Origin of the sequence: Polynucleobacter sp. GWA2_45_21, assembly GCF_001830325.1 — a bacterium.
GTDB lineage: Bacteria > Pseudomonadota > Gammaproteobacteria > Burkholderiales > Burkholderiaceae > Polynucleobacter.
Window position 1 is genome coordinate 577,137 of the sequence record NZ_MHZG01000001.1, and the last position, 21,274, is coordinate 598,410.

Genomic DNA, 21,274 nt, shown 5'->3' on the forward strand with positions numbered 1-21,274 from the left:
ATTCGCGGATTAGAATGTGCTCATGACCAAATTTTCATTAAAGCCTTCTTTAAGGGTCTTATTGCTCGCAGGCGGACTTGGCTTGAGCCTTTCTTCCAGCTATGCCAGCGCCCAAAACAGTAGCCTAGAAAGCGGTCAAGCGGTGTTTGAGGTCTTAGCCTCCGAAATTGCCCTGCAACGCGGTGAAGCTGGTCTGGCATACACGACCTATTTGGAGCTTGCTCGCCAACTCGATGACCCCCGTTTAGCCCAAAGGGCCATGGAGATTGCCATTACTGCAGGGGCACCTGATTTAGCACTTCAAGCAGCCCAAACCTGGGATAGTTTGGCTGGACCAAAGCAAACAAAACCCAAAGAAGTGCTCATCACACTCTTAATCTTGAATCAACGCTGGTCAGATGCAGTTCAACCTGCCATCTCTCTTCTAAATCAGCAAACTCCTGCGCAGCGCGAAAAAACTTTGCTACAGATTCAGTCCTTACTCGGTAAGGCAAGTAATGAATCAGAAGCCTTAAGGGCTTTTTACGAAATCGTCTCAACATTAAAGCCAGAGCCACAAGATCCTGGGCTGCTCTATACCTACGCCATGTCTGCCGAAAAATCCGGACACCTCGATGTGATGGAAAAAACTCTGCGCGAAATCTTGCGCAAGAATCCAAATGACGTTAATAGCCTGAATGCACTTGGATACTCCCTGGCCGATCGGAACCAAAAATTACCCGAGGCGTTCAAGCTCATTAGCAAAGCAAATCAACTCTCACCTAGAGATGGTTTTATTTTGGACAGTCTTGGTTGGGTGAACTTTCGCATGGGCAAAAATGCTCTTGCGCTCGAACAACTGCAACAAGCATTCAATATGAAGCCCGAGGCAGATATTGCTGCGCATATTGGTGAAGTCTTATGGGTTATGAATCGCCCAATCGAAGCCGAAGATATGTGGCGAAAAGGCCAGCAATTAGATGCCAACAACCCCACCCTCAAGGAAACTTTGAAACGCTTAAAGCCTGATTGGTCTGTGGCGGATACCGCCCTCAAAGGCTCATGGGACGGGCGCTTCGCGGTGAAGGTCACTGGGCTTACCGAAGGTACAAATCAAGGTGGATCAGGTGGATTCACCTTGACTCAAGATGCACTCACTGACGTTTTAGAAATTCGTAATCCAGTCGGCGGTTCAATTGCCAAAATTACGATTAAGCCTGGAGAGGCGATTCTGGAACGCGATGGTCAACTCACCACAGCCATTGATGCCGACACTCTTATTCAAAATACATTAGGACTTCCACTACCAGCCCGTGGTTTATCTGACTGGTTACGGGGACAAACCCGACCTGGTAGCAATGCGAGTGTAGAGCGAAATGAAAAAGGTCAAGTCAGCAAAATTACACAAGACGGCTGGACCTTAAATTACAACTGGAATGATGCTCAGCGCTTAGAAAAACTGACGATGACTCGCAGCTCTAATATCGGATCGATTGATATCCGCTTGGTATTTGATACTCCGAACGAGTAAAGAATGAATCATGAGTAATGCGCTAGAAGTCGCTTGCCCCGCAAAGCTCAATCTCTTTTTGCATATCGTTGGGCGCCGTGATGATGGCTACCACCTTCTGCAATCTGTTTTTCAACTGATTGATTGGTGCGATGTTCTCAACTTGAAACTCATTCCGGAAAACGAAGTTCGCCGCATCAATCCCATTCCTGGAGTCCCTCCTGAGCAAGACTTGGTCGTTCGCGCAGCCCAACTTCTTAAGGGGCACTGCAGGATTGATCGGGGGGTTGAAATCAGTCTCAAGAAAAATATTCCAATGGGCGCCGGTCTCGGTGGCGGGTCCTCCGATGCCGCATCCACCCTGATTGGATTAAATACCCTTTGGGATCTTCATCTCGATATCGCCACACTTTGCCAACTTGGCCTAAAACTTGGCGCTGACGTGCCATTTTTCATCTTTGGCCAAAATGCTTTTGTTGAGGGGGTTGGGGAGAAATTACAGGCAATTTCCTTGGCAACCCAAGATTTTGTGGTGATCTTCCCCAACAAGGGGGTGGCCACTGCTCAGATTTTTCAAGACCCTCAATTGACCCGAGATCACGCTCCGATTACAATAGATGGCTTTCTTGCATCGCCAAGGTCATATCAGTCGAATGATTGTCAGGCAGTAGCGGTGCAGAAATGTCCTGAAGTGAAGCAAGCATTAGATTGGATTTACAAGGCAGTGCCAAACTCGGCGCCTTGCATGTCCGGCTCTGGAAGTAGCGTTTTTGCCGCCTTAGACCCTAAGACGGACACCGCGAATCTGGAAATTCTTCTGCAAAATCTTCCAAAAGGATGGATAGGTCGAATTGTTCGAGGGCTAAATAAAAATCCCGCTTACAATTTGGTTTCTTCAGATTGACCTGTAGGGGAATCGCCAAGCTGGTTAAGGCACTGGATTTTGATTCCAGCATGCGAAGGTTCGAATCCTTCTTCCCCTGCCAACTACTGTAGATACGACCAAAAGACATCCATTCGACCCCTACCAAAATTCCAAAATCACCTATGTCCGCCCCAATGAACGCTGATTTACTGACTCTTTTCACAGGCAATGCAAATCCGGTTTTGGCCCATGCGGTAGCCAAAGAGCTCAATCTCCCGATGGGAAAGGCATTTGTTGGTCGGTTCTCCGACGGTGAAATCCAGGTAGAAATTCAAGAAAACGTTCGCGGTAAGAACGTGGTTGTTATCCAATCGACCTGTGCCCCAACAAATGATAGTTTGATGGAGCTCATGATCATGATTGATGCCCTCAAACGAGCATCAGCAAGCCGCATAACCGCAGTGATCCCTTACTTCGGTTACGCTAGACAAGACCGCCGCCCACGCTCAGCACGGGTTGCCATCTCTGCCAGAATCGTTGCAAACATGCTTCAGTCCGTTGCCGGTGTTGAACGCGTTTTGACTATGGATCTCCATGCTGACCAAATTCAGGGCTTCTTTGATATCCCAGTTGATAACATTTATGCCTCACCAGTTCTATTGGCTGATTTAGAGGCCCAAAAAACCAAAAAAGATCTCATCATTGTTTCGCCGGATATCGGCGGCGTAGTTCGCGCCCGTGCGATGGCCAAACAACTGGGTACAGATTTGGCAATTATTGATAAACGCCGCCCTAAGGCAAACGTATCAGAAGTAATGCACCTTATCGGCGAAGTGGAAGGCCGTCATTGCGTCATTATGGATGACATCATTGATACCGGTGGAACGCTCTGTAAAGCCGCTGAGGCGCTTAAAGAGCGTGGTGCTAAGGGCGTAACTGCCTACTGTACTCATGCCGTGCTTTCTGGCGGTGCTGTGGCCCGTATCGCCGCCTCTGAATTAGACGAATTAGTCGTTACCGACACGATTCCATTGACTCCAGAAGCAATGAAAATTGCCAAAATTCGTCAATTGAGCGTTGCGCCCATCCTCGCTGAGACCCTTTCCCGCATTAGCAAGGGTGATTCAGTGATGTCGATGTTCGCTGAATAAGCCAAAAATAGCGTTTCTACCCCTGTTTTTGGCAGTTTTGAGCCTTTTCTAGGCAAAAAACACCATTCCCACGATATAATTGAAGGCTTTTCTGTTTGGTCGCGAACGGAAATTAACCTTAATTTAGGAATTCAATATGAAAGTAGTAGCCTTTGAAAGAAGCGTACAGGGAACGGGTGCGAGCCGCCGTCTGCGCAACTCCGGTAAAACTCCGGGCATCATTTATGGCGGTAAAGACGCCGCAACTGTAATTGAGTTGGATCACAACGCACTGTTCCATGCTCTCCGCAAGGAAGCATTCCACTCATCTATCCTTGATCTCGAAATCGGCGGCAAAGCACAAAAAGTGTTGTTGCGCGATTACCAGATGCATCCATTTAAGCCTTTGGTTCTGCACATCGACTTCCAGCGCGTTTCTGCGACTGAGAAAGTTCACATGCGCGTTCCATTGCACTTCATCAACGCTGACACATCAGCTGCAGTGAAATTGCAAGGCGCTGTAATCAGCCACATCGCAACTGAATTGGAAGTATCTTGCTTGCCAGCAGACTTGCCAGAATTCATTGAAGTGGACCTGAACAAGATTGAAGTTGGTCATGGTATCCATGCTAAAGACATCGCATTGCCAAAAGGCGTTACCTTGGTATTGCATGTTGAGCAAGAAAACCCAGTATTAGCTAACGCACGTATCCCAGCAGTGAAATCTGCCGATACTGAAGCTGCTCCTGCAGCCGCTGCGGCTCCTGCTGCTGAAGCTCCAAAGGACAAAGCTTAATTATTTAAGCCTTATCTTTGCGACAGAGGAAGCCCGCTTACAAGCGGGTTTTCTTTTTTGCAGAAATGCTTTTATCCTTAAGCACTCATCATGACTAAATTAATTGTTGGCCTTGGCAATCCAGGCGAAGAACACATAGAAGATCGGCACAATGCTGGCTTCTGGTTTGTTGACGCCCTTGCTAAACAATTGAACACCCGCTTTGAAACTGAAAAACGCTTTCATGGCAAAGTGGCTAAAGCTAAATGGGGGGATGAAGATCTCTTCTTGCTCAAACCCAGCACCTATATGAATCTTAGCGGTCAGTCTGTCGGGGCACTGTGCCGCTTCCACAAAATTACACCCAAGGATGTGCTGGTAGTACAGGATGAGCTTGATCTCAAGCCCGGCACTGCACGCATCAAGCTTGGTGGTGGCACCGGTGGACACAATGGCCTAAAAGATATCCAAGCTCACCTAGGAACTCCTGAGTACTGGCGCTTGCGACTGGGCATCGGGCATCCACGCGACCGCGCCGCAGAAGGTGCGCGAGTGATGGACGTTGCTGACTATGTTTTGAGAAGGCCTTTGCAGCTTGAGCAAAAGCAGATCGATGCGAGTATCGAAGATGGCTTACAGATTCTGGGTTTGTTTATGAAGGGCGATACTCAGGCAGCAATGCTGGAGTTACATTCCAAATCAAACTAGCCCACTCAGACATACTGGGGCTATAACAAACTTTATTTAGCGAGTGCTTTTTTAGCCGCAGTTAAGGTTTGATACTTCACCATGAGTTGCGTTTGGTCTTCTGGGAATGCGGGGTTCAGTGGAATGCAATCCACTGGGCACACCTGCTGACACTGAGGCGCATCGTAGTGCCCTACACATTCAGTGCATTTATTGGGATCAATCTCATAGATCTCTAGACCCATGTAGATTGCATCATTCGGGCATTCAGGCTCACACACATCGCAGTTGATGCATTCGTCCGTGATCATTAGAGCCATCTTGTTTCCCTGGCGCCTTACTCTTTACTCTTATTGGCTTCGATCTTTTTCACCAACCACTTTTCTACAGATGGGAATACAAACTTACTCACATCACCACCCATCGAAGCAATTTCACGTACAAAGGTGCCAGAGATGAACTGGTATTGATCAGAAGGCGTCAAGAATAGTGTCTCAACATCCGGCAACAAATAACGGTTCATGCCTGCCATCTGAAACTCATACTCAAAATCCGAAACTGCACGCAAGCCGCGCACGATCACCCTCGCATTATGTTCGCGGGCAAAATCTTTTAACAGGCCTGTAAAACCTACAATCTTCACATTGGAATAATGGCCAAGAACCTCTTTAGCAATCTCAATACGCTCATCTAAAGTGAAGAAGGGGCGCTTGCTGCGGCTATCGGCAACACCAACAATCAATTCTCCAAAAATACTGGAGGCACGGCGCACTAAGTCCTCGTGACCACGAGTAAAGGGATCAAATGTTCCAGGGTATACAGCAACAGTCATAACGCTCCTCAGGCTTTTTCGGCTACAGCCAAGAGTTTAGCCCCTCTTAGAGCGAAATAGACAAGCTTTTACCTGCCCAGCCTCTAGGTATTTCCCGCAATGCCATTCGGGCACTAGGGCTTCGATCTGATCACGTGAGCGACTAGAGGGAAACTCGACATAAATTCCCCCGCCGGCACTGTCATCGCAAACGCGAGCGGCCTCTACTAGAGTTTGATTCAATAAGCCCTCCTCCTGAAAGGGTGGATCAATAAAGATCAAATTACTGGACCGATCAGCCTGTTGCTTTAAAAACTCTAGACTATCTCTATGCAAAATCTGTACCTGCCCAGGAGCGGGAGATGACTGGAGCAAAGCAAAATTAGCCAAGAGTTTGGCATGGGCCTTCTTATCTTTTTCTAATAGCGTGACTGCATCCGCCTGTCGTGAGGCAGCCTCAAAACCCAATGCACCCGTACCAGCAAATAAATCCAGACAACTTAATCCTACCAAGTCCTGCCCTAGCCAATTAAACAAAGTCTCACGAACACGATCAGTGCTCGGACGGAGGCCAGGTAAATCCAACACACTCAATAAACGACTGCGCCACACTCCACCAATAATGCGAATTTTCTGAGGAGGCTCTGGGCGCTTGCCTAATGAAGCAGACTTTGTTGGCTTATTTATTTTTAGCCCCTAAGACCACAATCTTCATCCGATCCATGGCTAAGTATTTTTGGAATGCCGCCTTAACTTGCTCTAAGCTCACCGCCTCTACTTGTTTAGTCCACACCTCCATCGTATCGAGCGGCAAATTATTCCAAGCAATAGATGAAACGTTATCAAGCAGCTTACGGTTGTTATCAATCCTTAAAGGATAACCATTGATTAAATTTGATTTAGCTGCATCAAGTTCAGATTGCGTAGGGCCGTTAGCAATAAATTGTCCAATGGTAGAACTCATCACCTCAAGGGCCAAAGTAGCTTGATCATTCTTGGTCTGTACACCCGCCTGAAATATCCCCACATCCTTACCGGGAGCAAAGTAACTGAACACGCTATAGGCGAGACCGCGCTTCTCGCGAACCTCTGACATCAGACGCGATACAAAACCTCCGCCACCCAAGACATAGTTTCCGACTAGCAATGGAAAGTAATCGGGATTGCTACGGGTTACCGCAGTCATTCCCATAGCAATATGCGCTTGTTGCGAATCAAATGGAATAGTGACTTCGCGTTGACTTAAAGGCTCTACTGGTGAGCGCTCAAACTCTGGCAGCTTGGCAATAGCCGATCCAGACTGAGGCACTTTTTGCAATAAACCCTGAACGATTTCAGCGGCCTCGACTTTACTCACATCACCAACAATGCTGACAATCATCCGATCACCACGGTAGAACTGCTTATGAAACTGCTGCAAATCAGTAGCATTGATGTTGGCAATACTTTGCACCGTTGGTGAGTTAGCCAAGGGATAGTCGCCATAAACCAATTTTCTAAAACGACGATCCAATACTGACTCCGGCTTTGTCTCCAACTCTAACAATGCCGTAGTCATTCTTTGCTTCTCACGGGCTAAGATTTTGGCATCGTAAGTAGGTGCACTCAACATGGTTGATGCCAATTGAACGGCGCGATGACGCAAATCTTTGCGACTTAAACTCCGAATGCGCATGATGGCACGCTCTCCGCTGACAGAAACCCCAAGATTAGCGCCTAAATCAGCAATCTCATCGGCAATCTGTGCCTCATTCAACAAACCCTTCTCTGACTTGGCGCCATAGTTCATTAACTGCCCAGCCACAGTAGCTAAGCCACTCTTGGCCGATGGATCATAACGATCGCCTGCATCAATACTGATTTCAATATCGACCATCGGTAGGGATTTGGTTTGAACTAGATAGGCCTGCGCACCCTTGAACGAGTCCAACTTTTCAATTGGCAATATCGCATGGGCAGAGGTGCTGACTCCTGCTATCAGTGCGAATGTAAGACAAGCTTGCTTGATCAATTTATTTAGCAGCATGATTACCCCCTTGCTTGCTCTCAGCGGACTGACGTCCCTGCGGATCTAGCACTGCAATAGTCAGACCCTCATCTACCAAATATTTTTTTGCAACGGCTTGAACTTGTGTGGGAGTGATTTTTTGCATCTTATCCAACATCACATCAATATCCCTCCATGAGAATCCCGCCATCTCTGTACTGCCAATTTCCATTGCCTGACCAAAGATCGAATCGCGCTTATAAATCTGATCAGACAGAATGCGTACCTTGATGCGCTTGAGCTCCGATTCCAGAATGCCTTTATCAACAACTTCCTTCAGAGCTTTCCGAATACTGCTCTCAGCCTGCTCCACTGTTTTTCCTTTAGCCATACTAGCGCTAATCAAAAAAAGCTCTGGGCCTCTTGAAACCATGTCGTAGCCGACACTCACATCATTGACTACACGCTCTTGCTTTACTAATACTCGATTCAGGCGTGCGTTGTCATAACCATCAAGCACTGCAGCCAACAATTCCAATGCATAAGGCTCATCATCATCTAGCTTGCCCACTTGTAGCTTGGGAACCTTCCAGGCCATTGCCAGCTGCGCACTATCTGCGGGTGCTTTAACCTGGACTCGCTTAATCCCTTTTTGCGGAGGTTCAATCTGGGGCTTGCGATCTGGCAACTCTCTTGCAGAAGCAACTCCATAATATTTTTCTACGGCTCGCAAAATCGCTTTAGGATCCACATCGCCCGCAATCACTACTGTTGCGTTGTTTGGTTTATACCAACTGTGATACCAATCACGTGCATCAGCAGCCTTCATATTGACTAGATCATTCATCCAGCCAACTACTGGATGACGATAAGGCGAGCTCATGAAGGCAGTAGCCATTAGTGACTCATACAGCAAACTGGTGGGGTTATCTTCAGTGCGCAAACGACGCTCCTCCATCACCACCTGAATTTCTTTTAAAAACTCCGCATCATCAAAATTGAGATTAGACATGCGATCAGCTTCTAGCCTCATGACTTCATCCAACTTAGACTTTTCAACTTGCTGAAAGTAGGCCGTGTAATCTCGAGAGGTAAATGCATTTTCGCGACCGCCTACCGCAGCAACCAGGCGAGAGAACTCACCCGACTTCACTTTGTCAGTACCCTTGAACATCATGTGCTCAAGCACATGGGCTACCCCAGTTTTGCCGTTAACCTCATCCATCGAGCCGGCACGGTACCAGACCATATGCGCGACCGTAGGCGCCCGATGATCTTCGCGCACAATCAACTTCAGACCATTGGAAAGCACAAACTCATGGGTATTGGATGGGGCCACTTCTGGGGCTGCCCAAGCTGCTGAGCAAGAGATCAGCAAAAAGAAAGAAAAACGCAATAAAGTGGAGCGCATCTGTAAGATCACCTATCCCAAGAATTTAATTGATAAGATGCAAGGATTAAATTGTATCGATTATGTTCGGCTTACGTAAAACCCTCGGATCCCTATTCAAATCGAATCAGACTGATGAAGCCTGGTTTGATGCCCTAGAAGAATCTCTCATTCTGAGTGATGTGGGTCTGCCTACGACTGAACAACTGATTAGCAAACTTCGTAAGGCTGCCAAATCAGAAAAAGCCAGTAGCCCAGAAGACTTGAAGCAACTACTGATTCAAGAGGTGGCAAGTCTCTTAAAGCCTTTGGAGCCAAGCCCGAACCCTTTGTATGTGCATGAACAAAAGGCCATTCCGGAAATATGGCTAGTAATTGGCGTTAATGGTGCTGGTAAGACCACCACCATCGGCAAGCTCTGCAAGCTCTTTCAGTCTCAAGGTAAATCCGTCTTGCTGGCAGCAGGCGATACTTTCCGAGCGGCTGCACGCAATCAACTCCTGGAATGGGGTGGTCGCAACCAAGTTGACGTCATCATGCAAGAAAGCGGTGATGCTGCAGCCGTGGCGCATGATGCAATTCATGCGGCAGTGTCTCGCAAGAGCGATATTTTGATTATTGATACCGCTGGCAGATTAGCCACTCAAGACCATCTCATGGAAGAATTGAAGAAGGTTAAAAGAGTCATCGGCAAGGCCCTTCCCGGGGCTCCTCACCAGACTTTGCTGGTGCTTGATGGCAATACTGGTCAAAACGGTTTAAGCCAAGTAAAGGCCTTTCATGCCGCTTTAGGACTGTCCGCCTTAATCGTGACAAAGTTGGATGGCACCGCCAAAGGTGGGGTGATCTGCGCACTGGCCCACACCCTCAATGATGGGTCAAAACCAGCGGTTTTAGCCCTAGGCAAAGGTGAGGGAATTAATGATTTAGCCCCCTTCACTGCCGCCCAATATTCATCCGAATTATTCAATTAAATCAGATACTTATAGAAGTAAAAAACCATTAGCACTCTCTTGACAAGAGTGCTAAAATAGAACTCCATTAATACCTAAAATATATAAAAAGAAAATGGTTCAAAAGAAAGCATACAACCCGCAATTGCAAGCAAGGCAAACACTGCCAGCAGCGCAGACTGCTGCGGCTTCGCTTGCCTTTCCAATGTTGCCCTCCCTCGGGGTTGGCACACTTGACTCTTACATCTCGTACGTGAATCGCGTACCTATGCTCAGCGCCGCAGAAGAGCTTCACCTTGCGCAGGAATTTCGTCGTACTGAAAATGTAGATGCTGCAAAAACTTTGGTTCTCTCACACCTTCGCCTGGTGGTATCTGTTGCTCGTCAGTATTTAGGCTATGGCATTCCACATGCCGACCTCATTCAAGAGGGCAACATTGGTTTGATGAAGGCCGTTAAGCGCTACGACCCAAACCAAGGCGCACGCCTTGTCTCTTACGCAATCCATTGGATTAAGGCAGAGATTCATGAGTACATTCTCAAGAATTGGCGTTTGGTTAAAGTTGCTACAACTAAAGCGCAACGTAAGTTGTTCTTTAATTTACGCAGCAACAAACCTACTTTAGCTGCGCTGACCCCAAATGAAGTTGAGGCATTGGCCAAGGCCCTGGATGTCAAAGGCTCTGACGTTAAAGAAATGGAAATGCGTCTTGCTGGTGGTGACGTTGCCTTAGAGGGTGATGACACAGATGATGAGTCTGCCTATGCACCAATTCAGTGGTTAGCAGACAATAGTCAAGAGCCTACCGAGATGATGGCTGCTGCCGCAACAGATGCGTTGCATGGCCCGCAACTCGATCAAGCACTCATGGCTTTAGATGAGCGTAGTCGCAATATTGTGCAATCCCGCTGGTTAGCAATGGATGCAGATGGCAATGGCACAAAGACATTGCATGATCTCGCTAGTGAATATGGCATCTCTGCAGAGCGTGTGCGTCAGATTGAGACTGCCGCTCTCAAAAAGATGCGTAGCCTCTTACAAGCTGAAGCTGCTTAAGCAGCTTCGCTTACCCAACTCTTACTTCAGTAATTCTTTCAAGTCTTGTGCCAAGGTCTCTGGGCCTTGCGCATGCTTGATGTACAAGCGCAATTGCCCTGCTGGATCAAATGCATAACTTCCGGCTGTGTGATCCATGGTGTATGAACCAGGGCTAGTGCCAGGAACTTTCTTGTAATAAATCTTGAAGTCCTTGGTGACCTTTTCTAAAGCTGCTTCGTCTGCTGGACGTAGACCCAAGAAGCGCGAATCAAATGCAGGCACATACTGCTTCAAGATATCTGCGCTATCTCGCTCGGGATCGACCGTGACAAATAGCACTTGAACCTTATCAGCCTGAGGCCCTAAGAGAGTCATCACTTGCTGCATCTCAGTCAGGGTCGTAGGACAAATATCTGGACACTGCGTATAGCCAAAGAACACCACAACGGCTTTACCCTTAAAGTCAGCTAGCGTTCGCACTTTGCCATCGGGGTCAAGTAAACTAAATTCTGTACCAAATGCCTTACTACCCGTGATGTCTACATTCTTAAAACTCTGATTCGGGCTGCATGCCGTCAGAGCCAAACCGGCAAGAAACAGCATGAAGAAGCGAAAAATAGGATTCCAAGGTTTTGATAAATTCATATTCAACTCAAATGAAATAATGATCAATTAATAGTGCTGCAAATAGCAAAGACAAATAAGTTATCGAAAAGCGGAAAGTCTTTTTAGCAAGATCATCACTATAAGAAATAAACAAGGCAATCACATAGGCAAGGAACATCAGGCCCAATATGATTGCGGAAATTAAATACACCAGCCCACTCATGCCATAAATGTAAGGCAGCAAAGTAGCAGCAATCAAGATCAAGGTATACAGCAAAATATTGAGTAGCGTAAAGCGCTCACCATGAGTCACTGGTAGCATCGGCAAACCACTTTGTACATAGTCATCGCGACGATATAGGGCAAGCGCCCAAAAGTGCGGCGGAGTCCAAACAAAAATAATGAGCACCAAGAGCCAAGCCTCGGCAGATAAGCCATTAGTCACGGCAGCCCAACCTAAGGCAGGTGGCATGGCGCCAGAAAGCCCACCAATCACAATATTCTGTGGTGTAGCAGGCTTCAGCAACCAGGTATAAATCACGGCGTAACCCACGAAGGTTGCTACGGTAAGCCACATCGTTAATGGGTTACAGAAGCTCCATAGGATGACCATCCCCAAGCTGCCAAGAACGATCGAGAAAATAGTAATGTGAAAAGGGGTTACTTCACCAGTTGCAGACGGCCTCCAAGAGGTTCGCTTCATCTTGGCATCAACCGCTTGCTCAATTAAACAATTCATTGCAAACGCTGCGCCTGCCAATAACCAGATACCCAAAATGCCACCAATCAGCACTGGATAGGGAACCATACCAGGAGTGGCCAAGAACATGCCAATCACTGCGCAGAAAACAGCCAGCAGAGTGACACGAGGCTTAGTGAGCACCCAGTATTGACGCCAACGCGGCATCGCTACAGGAGCGGAAGAAGTGGAGCTACTCATAATGATTTAACCATCTTAATATGAATGGGCGCACTCCAAGAGGACCATTGAGTCAAGCGAACCAAACAGAACACCAATGCAGCTGAACCAGCGGTATGCAGTAAAGCGGCAAGCAGAGGCCACTGGAATACCACATTGGAAATACCTGTTAACGCCTGAAGAATTAATAAGCCTAGCAATAGCTTAGCAATACCACTCATTCTGGGCAATGCTGAATTACTTAACTGGATAGCGCTGACCCCTAGAAGACCGAGAGCTGCTACAGCAACAACAGCAAACACACGATGCGCCCAATGAATTGTTTGCAAAGCAACAGGGGAAATAGATTCACCCTGTGCATTCAGACCTAACTGACGCCATAGAGTGAAGCCCTCTTGCCAATCAGTTTCAGGCATAAAAGTACCTAGGCAAGTTGGAAAATCAGGGCAAGCTAATACAGCGTAATTTGTACTTACCCACGCACCTAAAAAGATTTGGATGGATAAGACAACCGAAGCAAATAAAAGCAACTTCGCAGAAAGAGGTTTGATCTGCATCCGAAGAGCTGAGGATGATTTTTCTTCCCACTCTTGTTGTGCGTATGTCGTTAAACAAGCCAGCAAAACTAAAGCCAGCATTAAGTGGATCGTCACAATGATGGGTTGCAATTTGAGCGTCACTGTCCAAGCACCAAACGCGCCCTGAATACATACTAAAACCAGCAAACCGAGACTACCCAATAAAGGCCACTTGCCCAAGCTTCTTAACTTACCCCAAGCTACCCCTACCTGAATCAAAATTAATGCGCCAACCGTCATTGCTAAATAGCGATGAATCATTTCAATCCAAGCCTTGATCACAGTAACTGGGCCAGTAGGCATGTTGGCTTCAGCCAATTGAATCTCACCGATTGCATGCCATGGATTAGATGTGCCATAGCATCCAGGCCAATCGGGACAACCCAAACCCGAGTCTGTGAGACGGGTAAAGGCACCAAAGACAATTAAGTCAAAAGTCATAAAGACCAAAACCCAATTGAGCTTTTGGAAAAAATTGAATCCCGACCGAGTCCAGAGATAGAGCAAGGGTAGACCTGCAAAGACAATTGCAATTGCAGCCAACTCCGCAAGCAATAGTGCACTACTCATTGCAACTTCTCACCCTTACGATTGAGACGCAGTAGTTTCTCGAGATCTTTTTTAATGTTGCCAAATTCCTTTGGAGAATTCGTCACCGGGAAGACCATCATTTTTGCCGGGCTCGGGTCAATCAACTGAATTTTTTGACCAGCACCTTCACGATTAAGCCAAGCATCAAACTCGGCCTTTAACTTAGCATCTGCTGGCAAACTCAAAACATAAAAACCTGCCGCCTTCTGATCATAAGCCAACAATACCTCTGGATCTACTGGCTTGCCATCGGTATTGACCCAGACTAACTGAACGCGGCCACTCTCACGACCAACTGCAACACGTAACTGACGCATTAAAAATAAGGCTTCAAGGCAAGATTCATTTTTGATAGTGCACTCACCCGCTGGCCTTGCCACCAGTAATGTCCACTTGCCATTAAATGGAATATCAAACCACGCAGGATTTACATCTTGCACCGGCTGAACCAGGGTTCCGAAATTAGTCTTTCCACCTTCTGGCTTAAAAACGTAATACGCCAAATAGGAGGCGATGACAGGTGCTGCGCAAGCAAGCAATAGAAATAACATCTGCAGACGGCCACGGCGGGTCTGCGCATTAATTGCGGAAGAATCCATTTGCGAAGCTGGGATCAATAACTCTTTATCACTCACACTCTATCTCCATTTACCGCTAGCTCTCGCCGATATTTCATAAGCCCATTAATGAGCCAAAATAAAAATCCAGCCAATGCCAAAGCAAACCACTGAAAGGCATAAGCATAATGGCGATCGACTCCGCTTGTTGGGGAGGGCCAATTTCGGACTAAACCATCTTTATTGGCTGAATCAGATTCACGAACAATAAATGGCAACTGCTTCCACTCATGACTTTGGGCTTCAAGAGCTAAATCAAAATTTTGCTCGATTCTAGGGCTCGATTTCGTATCGCTTTTTTGACCCAATTCATAAACCCTTCCTGGGTGAGCAAAGGCAACACCTTCAATAGTCACAAGCTCATCAGCAGTCTTGACCGGGGGAAGCTCAACACGATCTTGATTATTACGAGGCGCCCAACCTCGATTAACCCAAAGGACAGCTTCTTGACCATCTAACTTCAAGGGCATCATCACATAAAAGCCGGATTGCCCAGAAGCACCAGATCCACCCTCTGGGATGGGGCGAGGACGATTGTCGAGCCAAATAGCCTCAACTGGGATAAAACGACCACGGGCAAGAATACGACGCTCTGCAGCCTGCTCTAAGCTCAAGCCATCTAAATTAGCGTTGAGTACAGGCATTTGCAGTTTGGCGGCCAGAGATTCGCCCAGGCGAATCTTTTGATCCGCGCGATTGAGCTGCCAGATACCAGCTCCACAGCCCACTAAAATCACCAGAAGGGCTGATAAAGTAGCGACTATACGACTAGTAATTAAGCTAGAAAACATATTTACAGAGGTATTTTGAGATGAAATGGATTATTCCAGTTGCACTGCTAATGATTGTAGGAAGCTTGGGCTCTGCTCTCTACTTCATGATGAAAGACAAAGGCGGAAGCTCAAGAATGGTTCAGTCTCTCATGCTGCGTATTGGACTATCAATCGTACTCTTTTTAGGGATTTTAATTGCCCACTACTTTGGCTATATCGAGGCTAGCGGCGTTCGGGTTGGCACGAACTAAGCAAATAAAAGTAGCAACCCAAAACAAATCGGGGCTTAACGCCCCGATTTTTATTTCCTTACATCCAGTAAACAGCGATGTAGAGACCAAGCCAGACAACGTCAACGAAGTGCCAGTACCAAGCGGCACCTTCAAACGCAAAATGATTGTCAGCAGTGAAGTCACCACGAATCATTCGACGCAACACAATAGCTAACATTAAGCCACCCAGGAATACGTGGAAGCCATGGAAGCCAGTCAACATAAAGAAGGTTGAGCCATATACGCCTGAAGTGAGCTTTAAGTTCAAGGCATGATATGCATGGTAGTACTCATACATCTGAAAACCCAAGAAGATAATGCCAAGGCCAACCGTTGCAGCCAAACCATTAATGGCTTTCTTCATGTGATTTTCACGAATCGCGTGATGGGCGTACGTAACAGTCACACCTGAAGACAAGAGCAACAAGGTATTAATAGTTGGGATTGGCCATGGGCCCATGGTCGTGAATTTCTCTACCAAGCCTGCTGGACCATCATTAGGCCAAACCGCCGTGAAATCAGGCCAGAGTAATTTACTTTCGACGTCACCCATCCAAGGCATCGCAATATTACGCGCATAGAACAAAGCCGCAAAGAATGCTCCGAAGAACATAATCTCGGAGAAGATGAACCAAGCCATTGACCAGCGATAGGAGATATCTACGTTTACACCGTTTTTGCCAGCATTAGACTCGGCAATCGTGTCACCAAACCAGTTATAGAGCACGAACAAAACCCAGAGCACACCAACTGCAGTTACTGGGCCACCCCAGGCTGCATGGTTTACCCAGCCAGACATTCCAGCGCCAAAAGCAAGCAAGCCTAAAGCTGCAGATGCTGGATGACTGGATAGCCCAGGAACGAAATAGTAAGGGGTTGAATTGGATGACATCTTATTCTCTCTATTCAATCAAAAAATAATCAATGGGACACAACTGCTTTAACTATTAAGAGGAGTACGCCCATAAAAATCAAGGCACCTAAAACTCCCGCAATAACAATGTGGACAAAACTTAATGAAGCTACATCTTCCTGCAATCCTGATTTCTTACGCACACCCAAAAAAGCCCACAATACAGCGATCATGGATTGCATAAAAGTACTTTTCTTGCTCATGACGTCGTTTTCGATTTAGGAGTTGTTGAGCCTGCTGGCTGCTGACCAACACCTAACTCAAAGAAGGTGTACGACAAGGTAATCGTTTTCACATCCGCAGGCAGTCCCGCATCAATCACAAACAGGACAGGCATCTTTTTCATTTCATGAGCTGCCAAGGTTTGCTGCTGAAAACAAAAACACTCTAATTTGGTGAAGAACTCCATGGCGCTTTTAGGCGCATAACTTGGTATCGCTTGAGCATCCACTGGGCGATTCAAGTTATTTGTAACTTCGTAAACAATCTCGGTCATCTCGCCTGGATGCACCTCTAAAAAGTTCTTTACCGGGCGAAATGTAAATGGGCCGCGACTATTGGAATCAAACTCAATAGTTACCTTGCGGGAATAATCAACCTGGGTATTGCCTACCTTGTTTGCACTGTAAGCCCGGATACCGTAGTCATTCTTGCTGGTGACTACGTTGATGCCAGTCACTTCACACAAGGCCTTATACATTGGAACTAGCGCATATCCAAAACCAAACATCATCACAGAAGCGATCAATAGCTTCAACAAGATTTGGCGATTAACGGAGGCGATAGCAGACATAATTATGCAAGGGCCTTAACCCAGTACGCTCCGTTTAATTACGATACCGACAAAGAAAACCAGGGCAACGCTTAAAAGGATAAAACCCAATCTGCGATTGCTAGCAGATTGGGATTTGTGTGCGGCCAATTTAGATTCCTGCAGCATGCAACTCTTTAGCATCAGGAGGTGTTTCAAATGTGTGATGTGGAGCAGGCGATGGAATTGTCCACTCCAAACCTTTAGCACCATCCCATGGCTTCATTGGTGCTTTTTCGCCTTTACCGTTGTAAGCTGGCAAGACAACAAAGAGCAAGAAATACACTTGTGCCAAACCAAAACCAAGCGCACCAATCGAAGCGATCATATTGAAATCAGCAAACTGAGTTGGGTAATCAGCATAACGACGTGGCATACCTGCTAAGCCCAAGAAGTGCATTGGGAAGAAGGTGATGTTGAAGAAAATCATGGAAGCCCAGAAATGGATCTTGCCGCGAGTTTCATTAGCCATGTAGCCAGTCCACTTTGGACACCAGTAGTAGAAGCCAGCGAACATTGCGAACAATGAACCTGCTACCAATACGTAGTGGAAGTGGGCAACAACGTAATAAGTATCTTGAACACCAATATCAATTGGAGCCATTGCCAAGATCAAACCTGTGAAACCACCCATCGTAAATACGAAGATAAAGCCAACAGACCACAACATTGGAGTTTCGAAAGTCATCGAACCCTTCCACATTGTCGCAACCCAGTTAAAAATCTTCACGCCAGTTGGAACGGCGATCAACATAGTTGCGTACATGAAGAACAGCTGACCTGTTACTGGCATACCGGTTGCAAACATGTGGTGAGCCCAAACGATGAATGACAAGATCGCAATGGATGCAGTTGCATAAACCATGGAGCTGTAGCCAAACAATGTTTTTCTGGAGAATGCAGGAACGATTTCGCTAATGATTCCGAATGCTGGAAGAATCATGATATATACCTCTGGGTGACCGAAGAACCAGAAAATATGCTGGAACATGATTGGGTCACCACCGCCAACTGCGGAGAAGAAAGAAGTACCGAAATGACGATCTGTCAGAACCATGGTAATTGCACCAGCCAATACTGGCATTACAGCGATCAACAAATAAGCAGTAATCAACCAAGTCCAGCAGAACATTGGCATCTTCATCAATGTCAAGCCAGGAGCACGCATGTTCAAGATGGTCACGATGATGTTAATCGAACCCATGATGGAAGAAGCACCCAATAAGTGGAGTGCAAAAATACCCATATCTAAACCTGGGCCCATCTGTGAAGTCAACGGAGCATACAAAGTCCAACCGCCTGCAGGAGCGCCGCCTGGAGCTAAGAATGAGCCGAACAATAAGCAAGCTGCTACCGGAAGAATCCAGAAGCTAAAGTTGTTCATACGAGCAAAGGCCATATCGGATGCGCCGATTTGCAAAGGAATCATCCAGTTTGCAAAGCCAACGAATGCCGGCATGATCGCGCCGAACACCATCACCAAACCGTGCATGGTGGTTAATTGGTTGAAGAACTCTGGACGCAAGAACTGCAAACCCGGTTGGAATAATTCCAAACGAATTCCCAAAGCCATAACGCCACCAGCCATCAAACTCACGAATGAGAAGATGAGGTACATCGTGCCGATGTCTTTGTGGTTGGTTGCAAACAACCAACGACGCCAACCATGTGGCGTGTGATCATCATGCGCGTGATCGTGTGCGTGATCGTGGGTGGTAGAGACTGTGCTCATGGATTACTCCGGTTTAGTTTGATCTGTATTAATAAATAAATTACTTGCCTGCGCGTGCAGAGACAATATCTTGGGTCTGAATAACCTCACCCGTTTTATTGCCCCATGCATTGCGGGTATAAGTCATTACTGCAGCAATATCGCCATCAGAAATTACGCCAGCCCACTTTGGCATCGCTCCCTTGCCGTTGATGAGAATGTTGTACTGGGCCGCTTTAGGTCCAAGCACCATCTTGCTTCCATCCAAGGCCGGGAAAGCGCCAGCGCCTTTTCCGTTTGGCTGGTGGCATGCTGCGCAATTGGCTGCATATACCTTGGCGCCACGTTCTTTTTGCTCATCCAGGGTGTAAACCTTTGATGGATCATCAGAAGCTGCACCCATTTCTTTTTTCTTCTCTGCTACCCACTTGGTGTAGTCATCTTGTGAAACTACATTGACTACGATAGGCATAAAGGCATGCTCAGCACCACACAACTCTGAACATTGACCGCGGAATTTACCAATGGTCTCTGCACGGAACCAAGTGTCACGTACAAAGCCAGGAATCGCATCTTGCTTTACGCCAAATGCAGGGATAGTCCAAGAGTGAATCACGTCATTAGCTGTAGTAATCAGACGAATCTTTTTACCAACAGGTACAACCATTTCGTTATCTACTTCCATCAAGTAGGTGTTGGATTTAGGCTCTAAATTATTGATCGCCTCGCGTGAAGTAGACATCGTAGATAAGAAGCTAATGCCTTCACCTTCACCTTTGATGTAGTCGTAACCCCACTTCCACTGGTAACCAGTGGTCTTAATGGTGATATCTGAATTCGTGGTGTCTTTCATTGCAACAACTGTTTTTGTTGCTGGCAAAGCCATGCCGATCACAATTAGCAATGGAATCACTGTCCAGATGATCTCAACAGTGGTGCTTTCGTGGAATGAGGCAGATTTTGCACCCAATGATTTGCGATGCTTGAGGATGGAATAGAACATCACCCCAAAAACGCCCACAAAAATGAGAGCGCAAATAATCAACATCATCCAATGCAACCAATGGATTTCTTGCATGATTTTTGTTGCAGGGGCAGTGAAGTTCAGCTGATTGACGGCTGGGCCGCCTGGCATATCTTCAGCGGCTTGCGCAAGCGCCGTGCCAAAGGCTGCTACTAAATAGAGCGAAGCCCTAGTGACTTTTCCAAATAAATTCATCTTATTCTCTGTTTATTGTCGTGAACTTCTGCGGCAATACAGCCTCAGAAAGCCCAAAAAAACGGTATCAAGCAATTCAACTAGCGCTAATTATAGGGTTATTTAGACTCAACAACAAACGGGGTAAACCATGTCAGCCTCAATCTTGGCAATGGTTTAAAAGATAGTAAGCACTCACACTTAAGCAGAATCACTGCTAGTCTTGCGTCCGATTTGATTTGGATCAATATAGGCAACATGATCTTGTGGTTTAGCAAGGTTTTTACCTAAAGCCCAAGCATGTCCATAGACCACCTCTAAGGTGAGTTTGCTGGGCAATTGAGTGAATTGAGCATCATTTTTATCTTCTACAGCGAGCAGATTTAATGCCTTGGCATCTGATAGCAGCAGTGCATCTGAGTCGTAATCCAGCTTTAAAAACTCCATATCCATTACAGGATCAGAAAAACGCTCGCCCAAGAGAGCATCTCCCATGTCGTGCATATCCCAGGGGCTAGGCAAGTTCCGAATTGGCAATTGTTGAGCCAAGGATTCAGACCTGAGTTCTTTAGCGGTATCGGGACCTAAATAACTCAAGGTCAGTAAGCCACCTTCTTTAAGCACTCGCCAGCACTCCTTCAAGAAATGCTTAGGGTCGGCCAAATTCTGAATCAATAGAACACTCACTACTAAATCTACAGAATTGCTAGGAAGATTAATACTTCCCGTTTTCATATAGTCCTCTAGAGAAACTACAGCAGTAGATTTCATTTTGGAATTCCAAAAACGAGTCAGTCTCAATTTATATAAATCGAAACCTGATAGCTCACTTTCTGGCGCACTATGAAAACGAATTCCAGGAAAACGTTTTGTCAGAAAAGGGGCATGCGCTCCAGGGAAATCTGGAATCAACAATACATCTTTTACCTCCAACTTCACGATGTCTAATTTTTGCAGCATGCGGGCTGCAATTTCATCCTGAAGCCATCTGATTGATTGGGTCATTGGCTCAGTATACTCAGCAGCCCATGCATCCAATAGAGAATATTTTCCAAGCAGTCTGTTCTCACCTTCTACCCAGCGCTTGCATTATTTGTGGCAGATTTCAGCAACTCACTCTCTGCAAAAATTGCTCCACCATATTGGAATCAGAACAACT

The 21,274-nt window shown here is 46.6% G+C and carries 25 protein-coding genes and 1 tRNA gene; 9 read left to right on the top strand and 17 right to left on the bottom strand.

Going from position 1 to position 21,274, the window contains the following annotated elements; translation table 11 throughout:
- The first annotated feature begins 22 nt into the window (after positions 1 to 22).
- The 6 genes from A2X74_RS02865 to pth all read left to right on the top strand — a co-directional run bounded on the left by A2X74_RS02865 (position 23) and on the right by pth (position 4,967).
- Positions 23 to 1,510, top strand: coding sequence for a lipoprotein insertase outer membrane protein LolB (locus A2X74_RS02865; protein ID WP_293628241.1), 1,488 nt, complete (start codon positions 23 to 25; stop codon positions 1,508 to 1,510).
- 10 nt (positions 1,511 to 1,520) lie between these two features.
- On the top strand, positions 1,521 to 2,393 hold the full coding sequence (gene ispE / locus A2X74_RS02870) for a 4-(cytidine 5'-diphospho)-2-C-methyl-D-erythritol kinase (protein ID WP_293628239.1): 873 nt from the start codon (positions 1,521 to 1,523) through the stop codon (positions 2,391 to 2,393).
- A 5-nt stretch (positions 2,394 to 2,398) separates the two neighbouring features.
- Positions 2,399 to 2,475: transfer RNA gene (locus A2X74_RS02875), tRNA-Gln, on the top strand.
- 73 nt (positions 2,476 to 2,548) lie between these two features.
- Complete coding sequence (locus A2X74_RS02880; protein ID WP_041485203.1) at positions 2,549 to 3,505, top strand: ribose-phosphate pyrophosphokinase; 957 nt, start codon at positions 2,549 to 2,551, stop codon at positions 3,503 to 3,505.
- A 136-nt stretch (positions 3,506 to 3,641) separates the two neighbouring features.
- Positions 3,642 to 4,280 (top strand): 50S ribosomal protein L25/general stress protein Ctc, encoded by a 639-nt coding sequence (locus A2X74_RS02885; RefSeq protein WP_215302130.1) that lies wholly within the window; start codon positions 3,642 to 3,644, stop codon positions 4,278 to 4,280.
- Positions 4,281 to 4,370: 90 nt separating this feature from the next.
- A complete protein-coding gene (gene pth / locus A2X74_RS02890; protein ID WP_293628237.1) occupies positions 4,371 to 4,967 on the top strand; it encodes an aminoacyl-tRNA hydrolase in 597 nt (198 codons plus the stop codon).
- Positions 4,968 to 4,999: 32 nt separating this feature from the next.
- Here the strand turns inward: pth and A2X74_RS02895 are convergent, their stop codons facing one another.
- From A2X74_RS02895 to A2X74_RS02915, 5 genes are read right to left on the bottom strand one after another with little or no spacing between them, the layout of a single operon-like run.
- Complete coding sequence (locus A2X74_RS02895) at positions 5,000 to 5,266, bottom strand: YfhL family 4Fe-4S dicluster ferredoxin (protein ID WP_293628235.1); 267 nt, start codon at positions 5,264 to 5,266, stop codon at positions 5,000 to 5,002.
- Between the two features lie 17 nt (positions 5,267 to 5,283).
- Complete coding sequence (coaD, locus tag A2X74_RS02900; RefSeq protein WP_015422075.1) at positions 5,284 to 5,778, bottom strand: pantetheine-phosphate adenylyltransferase; 495 nt, start codon at positions 5,776 to 5,778, stop codon at positions 5,284 to 5,286.
- Between the two features lie 36 nt (positions 5,779 to 5,814).
- Positions 5,815 to 6,444, bottom strand: coding sequence for a 16S rRNA (guanine(966)-N(2))-methyltransferase RsmD (gene rsmD / locus A2X74_RS02905; RefSeq protein WP_299764515.1), 630 nt, complete (start codon positions 6,442 to 6,444; stop codon positions 5,815 to 5,817).
- On the bottom strand, positions 6,437 to 7,783 hold the full coding sequence (locus tag A2X74_RS02910; RefSeq protein ID WP_293628231.1) for a pitrilysin family protein: 1,347 nt from the start codon (positions 7,781 to 7,783) through the stop codon (positions 6,437 to 6,439). Before A2X74_RS02910 ends, rsmD begins: the two co-directional genes overlap by 8 nt.
- The gene (locus tag A2X74_RS02915) at positions 7,770 to 9,155 is read right to left on the bottom strand and encodes a pitrilysin family protein (protein WP_293628229.1); all 1,386 of its coding nucleotides are present in this window, start codon (positions 9,153 to 9,155) and stop codon (positions 7,770 to 7,772) included. Before A2X74_RS02915 ends, A2X74_RS02910 begins: the two co-directional genes overlap by 14 nt.
- A gap of 62 nt (positions 9,156 to 9,217) precedes the next feature.
- Between A2X74_RS02915 and ftsY the strand changes: the two genes are divergently transcribed.
- Positions 9,218 to 10,108: a signal recognition particle-docking protein FtsY gene (gene ftsY, locus A2X74_RS02920; RefSeq protein WP_293628227.1), complete on the top strand. Its 891-nt coding sequence runs from the start codon at positions 9,218 to 9,220 to the stop codon at positions 10,106 to 10,108.
- Between the two features lie 94 nt (positions 10,109 to 10,202).
- Positions 10,203 to 11,144, top strand: a complete 942-nt coding sequence (gene rpoH / locus A2X74_RS02925; protein WP_293628225.1) for an RNA polymerase sigma factor RpoH — start codon at positions 10,203 to 10,205, stop codon at positions 11,142 to 11,144.
- A 21-nt stretch (positions 11,145 to 11,165) separates the two neighbouring features.
- Here the strand turns inward: rpoH and A2X74_RS02930 are convergent, their stop codons facing one another.
- From A2X74_RS02930 to A2X74_RS02950, 5 genes are read right to left on the bottom strand one after another with little or no spacing between them, the layout of a single operon-like run.
- Positions 11,166 to 11,771 carry an SCO family protein gene (locus A2X74_RS02930; protein ID WP_293628223.1) on the bottom strand — a complete coding sequence of 202 codons (606 nt, stop codon included), beginning with the start codon at positions 11,769 to 11,771 and terminating at the stop codon, positions 11,166 to 11,168.
- A gap of 7 nt (positions 11,772 to 11,778) precedes the next feature.
- Positions 11,779 to 12,672 carry a heme o synthase gene (gene cyoE / locus A2X74_RS02935; RefSeq protein ID WP_293628221.1) on the bottom strand — a complete coding sequence of 298 codons (894 nt, stop codon included), beginning with the start codon at positions 12,670 to 12,672 and terminating at the stop codon, positions 11,779 to 11,781.
- Complete coding sequence (locus A2X74_RS02940) at positions 12,669 to 13,799, bottom strand: COX15/CtaA family protein (RefSeq protein ID WP_293628219.1); 1,131 nt, start codon at positions 13,797 to 13,799, stop codon at positions 12,669 to 12,671. Before A2X74_RS02940 ends, cyoE begins: the two co-directional genes overlap by 4 nt.
- Positions 13,796 to 14,455, bottom strand: coding sequence for a hypothetical protein (locus A2X74_RS02945; protein WP_293628217.1), 660 nt, complete (start codon positions 14,453 to 14,455; stop codon positions 13,796 to 13,798). Before A2X74_RS02945 ends, A2X74_RS02940 begins: the two co-directional genes overlap by 4 nt.
- Positions 14,452 to 15,228 (bottom strand): SURF1 family protein, encoded by a 777-nt coding sequence (locus tag A2X74_RS02950; RefSeq protein ID WP_293628215.1) that lies wholly within the window; start codon positions 15,226 to 15,228, stop codon positions 14,452 to 14,454. Before A2X74_RS02950 ends, A2X74_RS02945 begins: the two co-directional genes overlap by 4 nt.
- Positions 15,229 to 15,248: 20 nt before the next feature.
- Between A2X74_RS02950 and A2X74_RS02955 the strand changes: the two genes are divergently transcribed.
- Positions 15,249 to 15,461: a twin transmembrane helix small protein gene (locus A2X74_RS02955; RefSeq protein ID WP_215302142.1), complete on the top strand. Its 213-nt coding sequence runs from the start codon at positions 15,249 to 15,251 to the stop codon at positions 15,459 to 15,461.
- A 58-nt stretch (positions 15,462 to 15,519) separates the two neighbouring features.
- Here the strand turns inward: A2X74_RS02955 and A2X74_RS02960 are convergent, their stop codons facing one another.
- The 7 genes from A2X74_RS02960 to A2X74_RS02990 form a co-directional block, all read right to left on the bottom strand.
- Complete coding sequence (locus A2X74_RS02960) at positions 15,520 to 16,374, bottom strand: cytochrome c oxidase subunit 3 (RefSeq protein ID WP_293628213.1); 855 nt, start codon at positions 16,372 to 16,374, stop codon at positions 15,520 to 15,522.
- Positions 16,375 to 16,403: 29 nt separating this feature from the next.
- Positions 16,404 to 16,598: a DUF2970 domain-containing protein gene (locus A2X74_RS02965; protein WP_197712874.1), complete on the bottom strand. Its 195-nt coding sequence runs from the start codon at positions 16,596 to 16,598 to the stop codon at positions 16,404 to 16,406.
- A complete protein-coding gene (locus A2X74_RS02970; RefSeq protein ID WP_293628209.1) occupies positions 16,595 to 17,188 on the bottom strand; it encodes a cytochrome c oxidase assembly protein in 594 nt (197 codons plus the stop codon). Before A2X74_RS02970 ends, A2X74_RS02965 begins: the two co-directional genes overlap by 4 nt.
- 15 nt (positions 17,189 to 17,203) lie before the next feature.
- The gene (locus A2X74_RS02975) at positions 17,204 to 17,335 is read right to left on the bottom strand and encodes a cytochrome oxidase small assembly protein (protein WP_216229743.1); all 132 of its coding nucleotides are present in this window, start codon (positions 17,333 to 17,335) and stop codon (positions 17,204 to 17,206) included.
- On the bottom strand, positions 17,319 to 18,938 hold the full coding sequence (ctaD, locus tag A2X74_RS02980) for a cytochrome c oxidase subunit I (RefSeq protein WP_114654067.1): 1,620 nt from the start codon (positions 18,936 to 18,938) through the stop codon (positions 17,319 to 17,321). The genes A2X74_RS02975 and ctaD overlap by 17 nt, the downstream gene beginning before the upstream one ends.
- Before the next feature lie 40 nt (positions 18,939 to 18,978).
- Complete coding sequence (gene coxB / locus A2X74_RS02985) at positions 18,979 to 20,136, bottom strand: cytochrome c oxidase subunit II (protein ID WP_293628203.1); 1,158 nt, start codon at positions 20,134 to 20,136, stop codon at positions 18,979 to 18,981.
- Between the two features lie 180 nt (positions 20,137 to 20,316).
- Positions 20,317 to 21,120 carry a methyltransferase domain-containing protein gene (locus A2X74_RS02990; protein ID WP_293628201.1) on the bottom strand — a complete coding sequence of 268 codons (804 nt, stop codon included), beginning with the start codon at positions 21,118 to 21,120 and terminating at the stop codon, positions 20,317 to 20,319.
- Between the last annotated feature and the right edge of the window lie 154 nt (positions 21,121 to 21,274).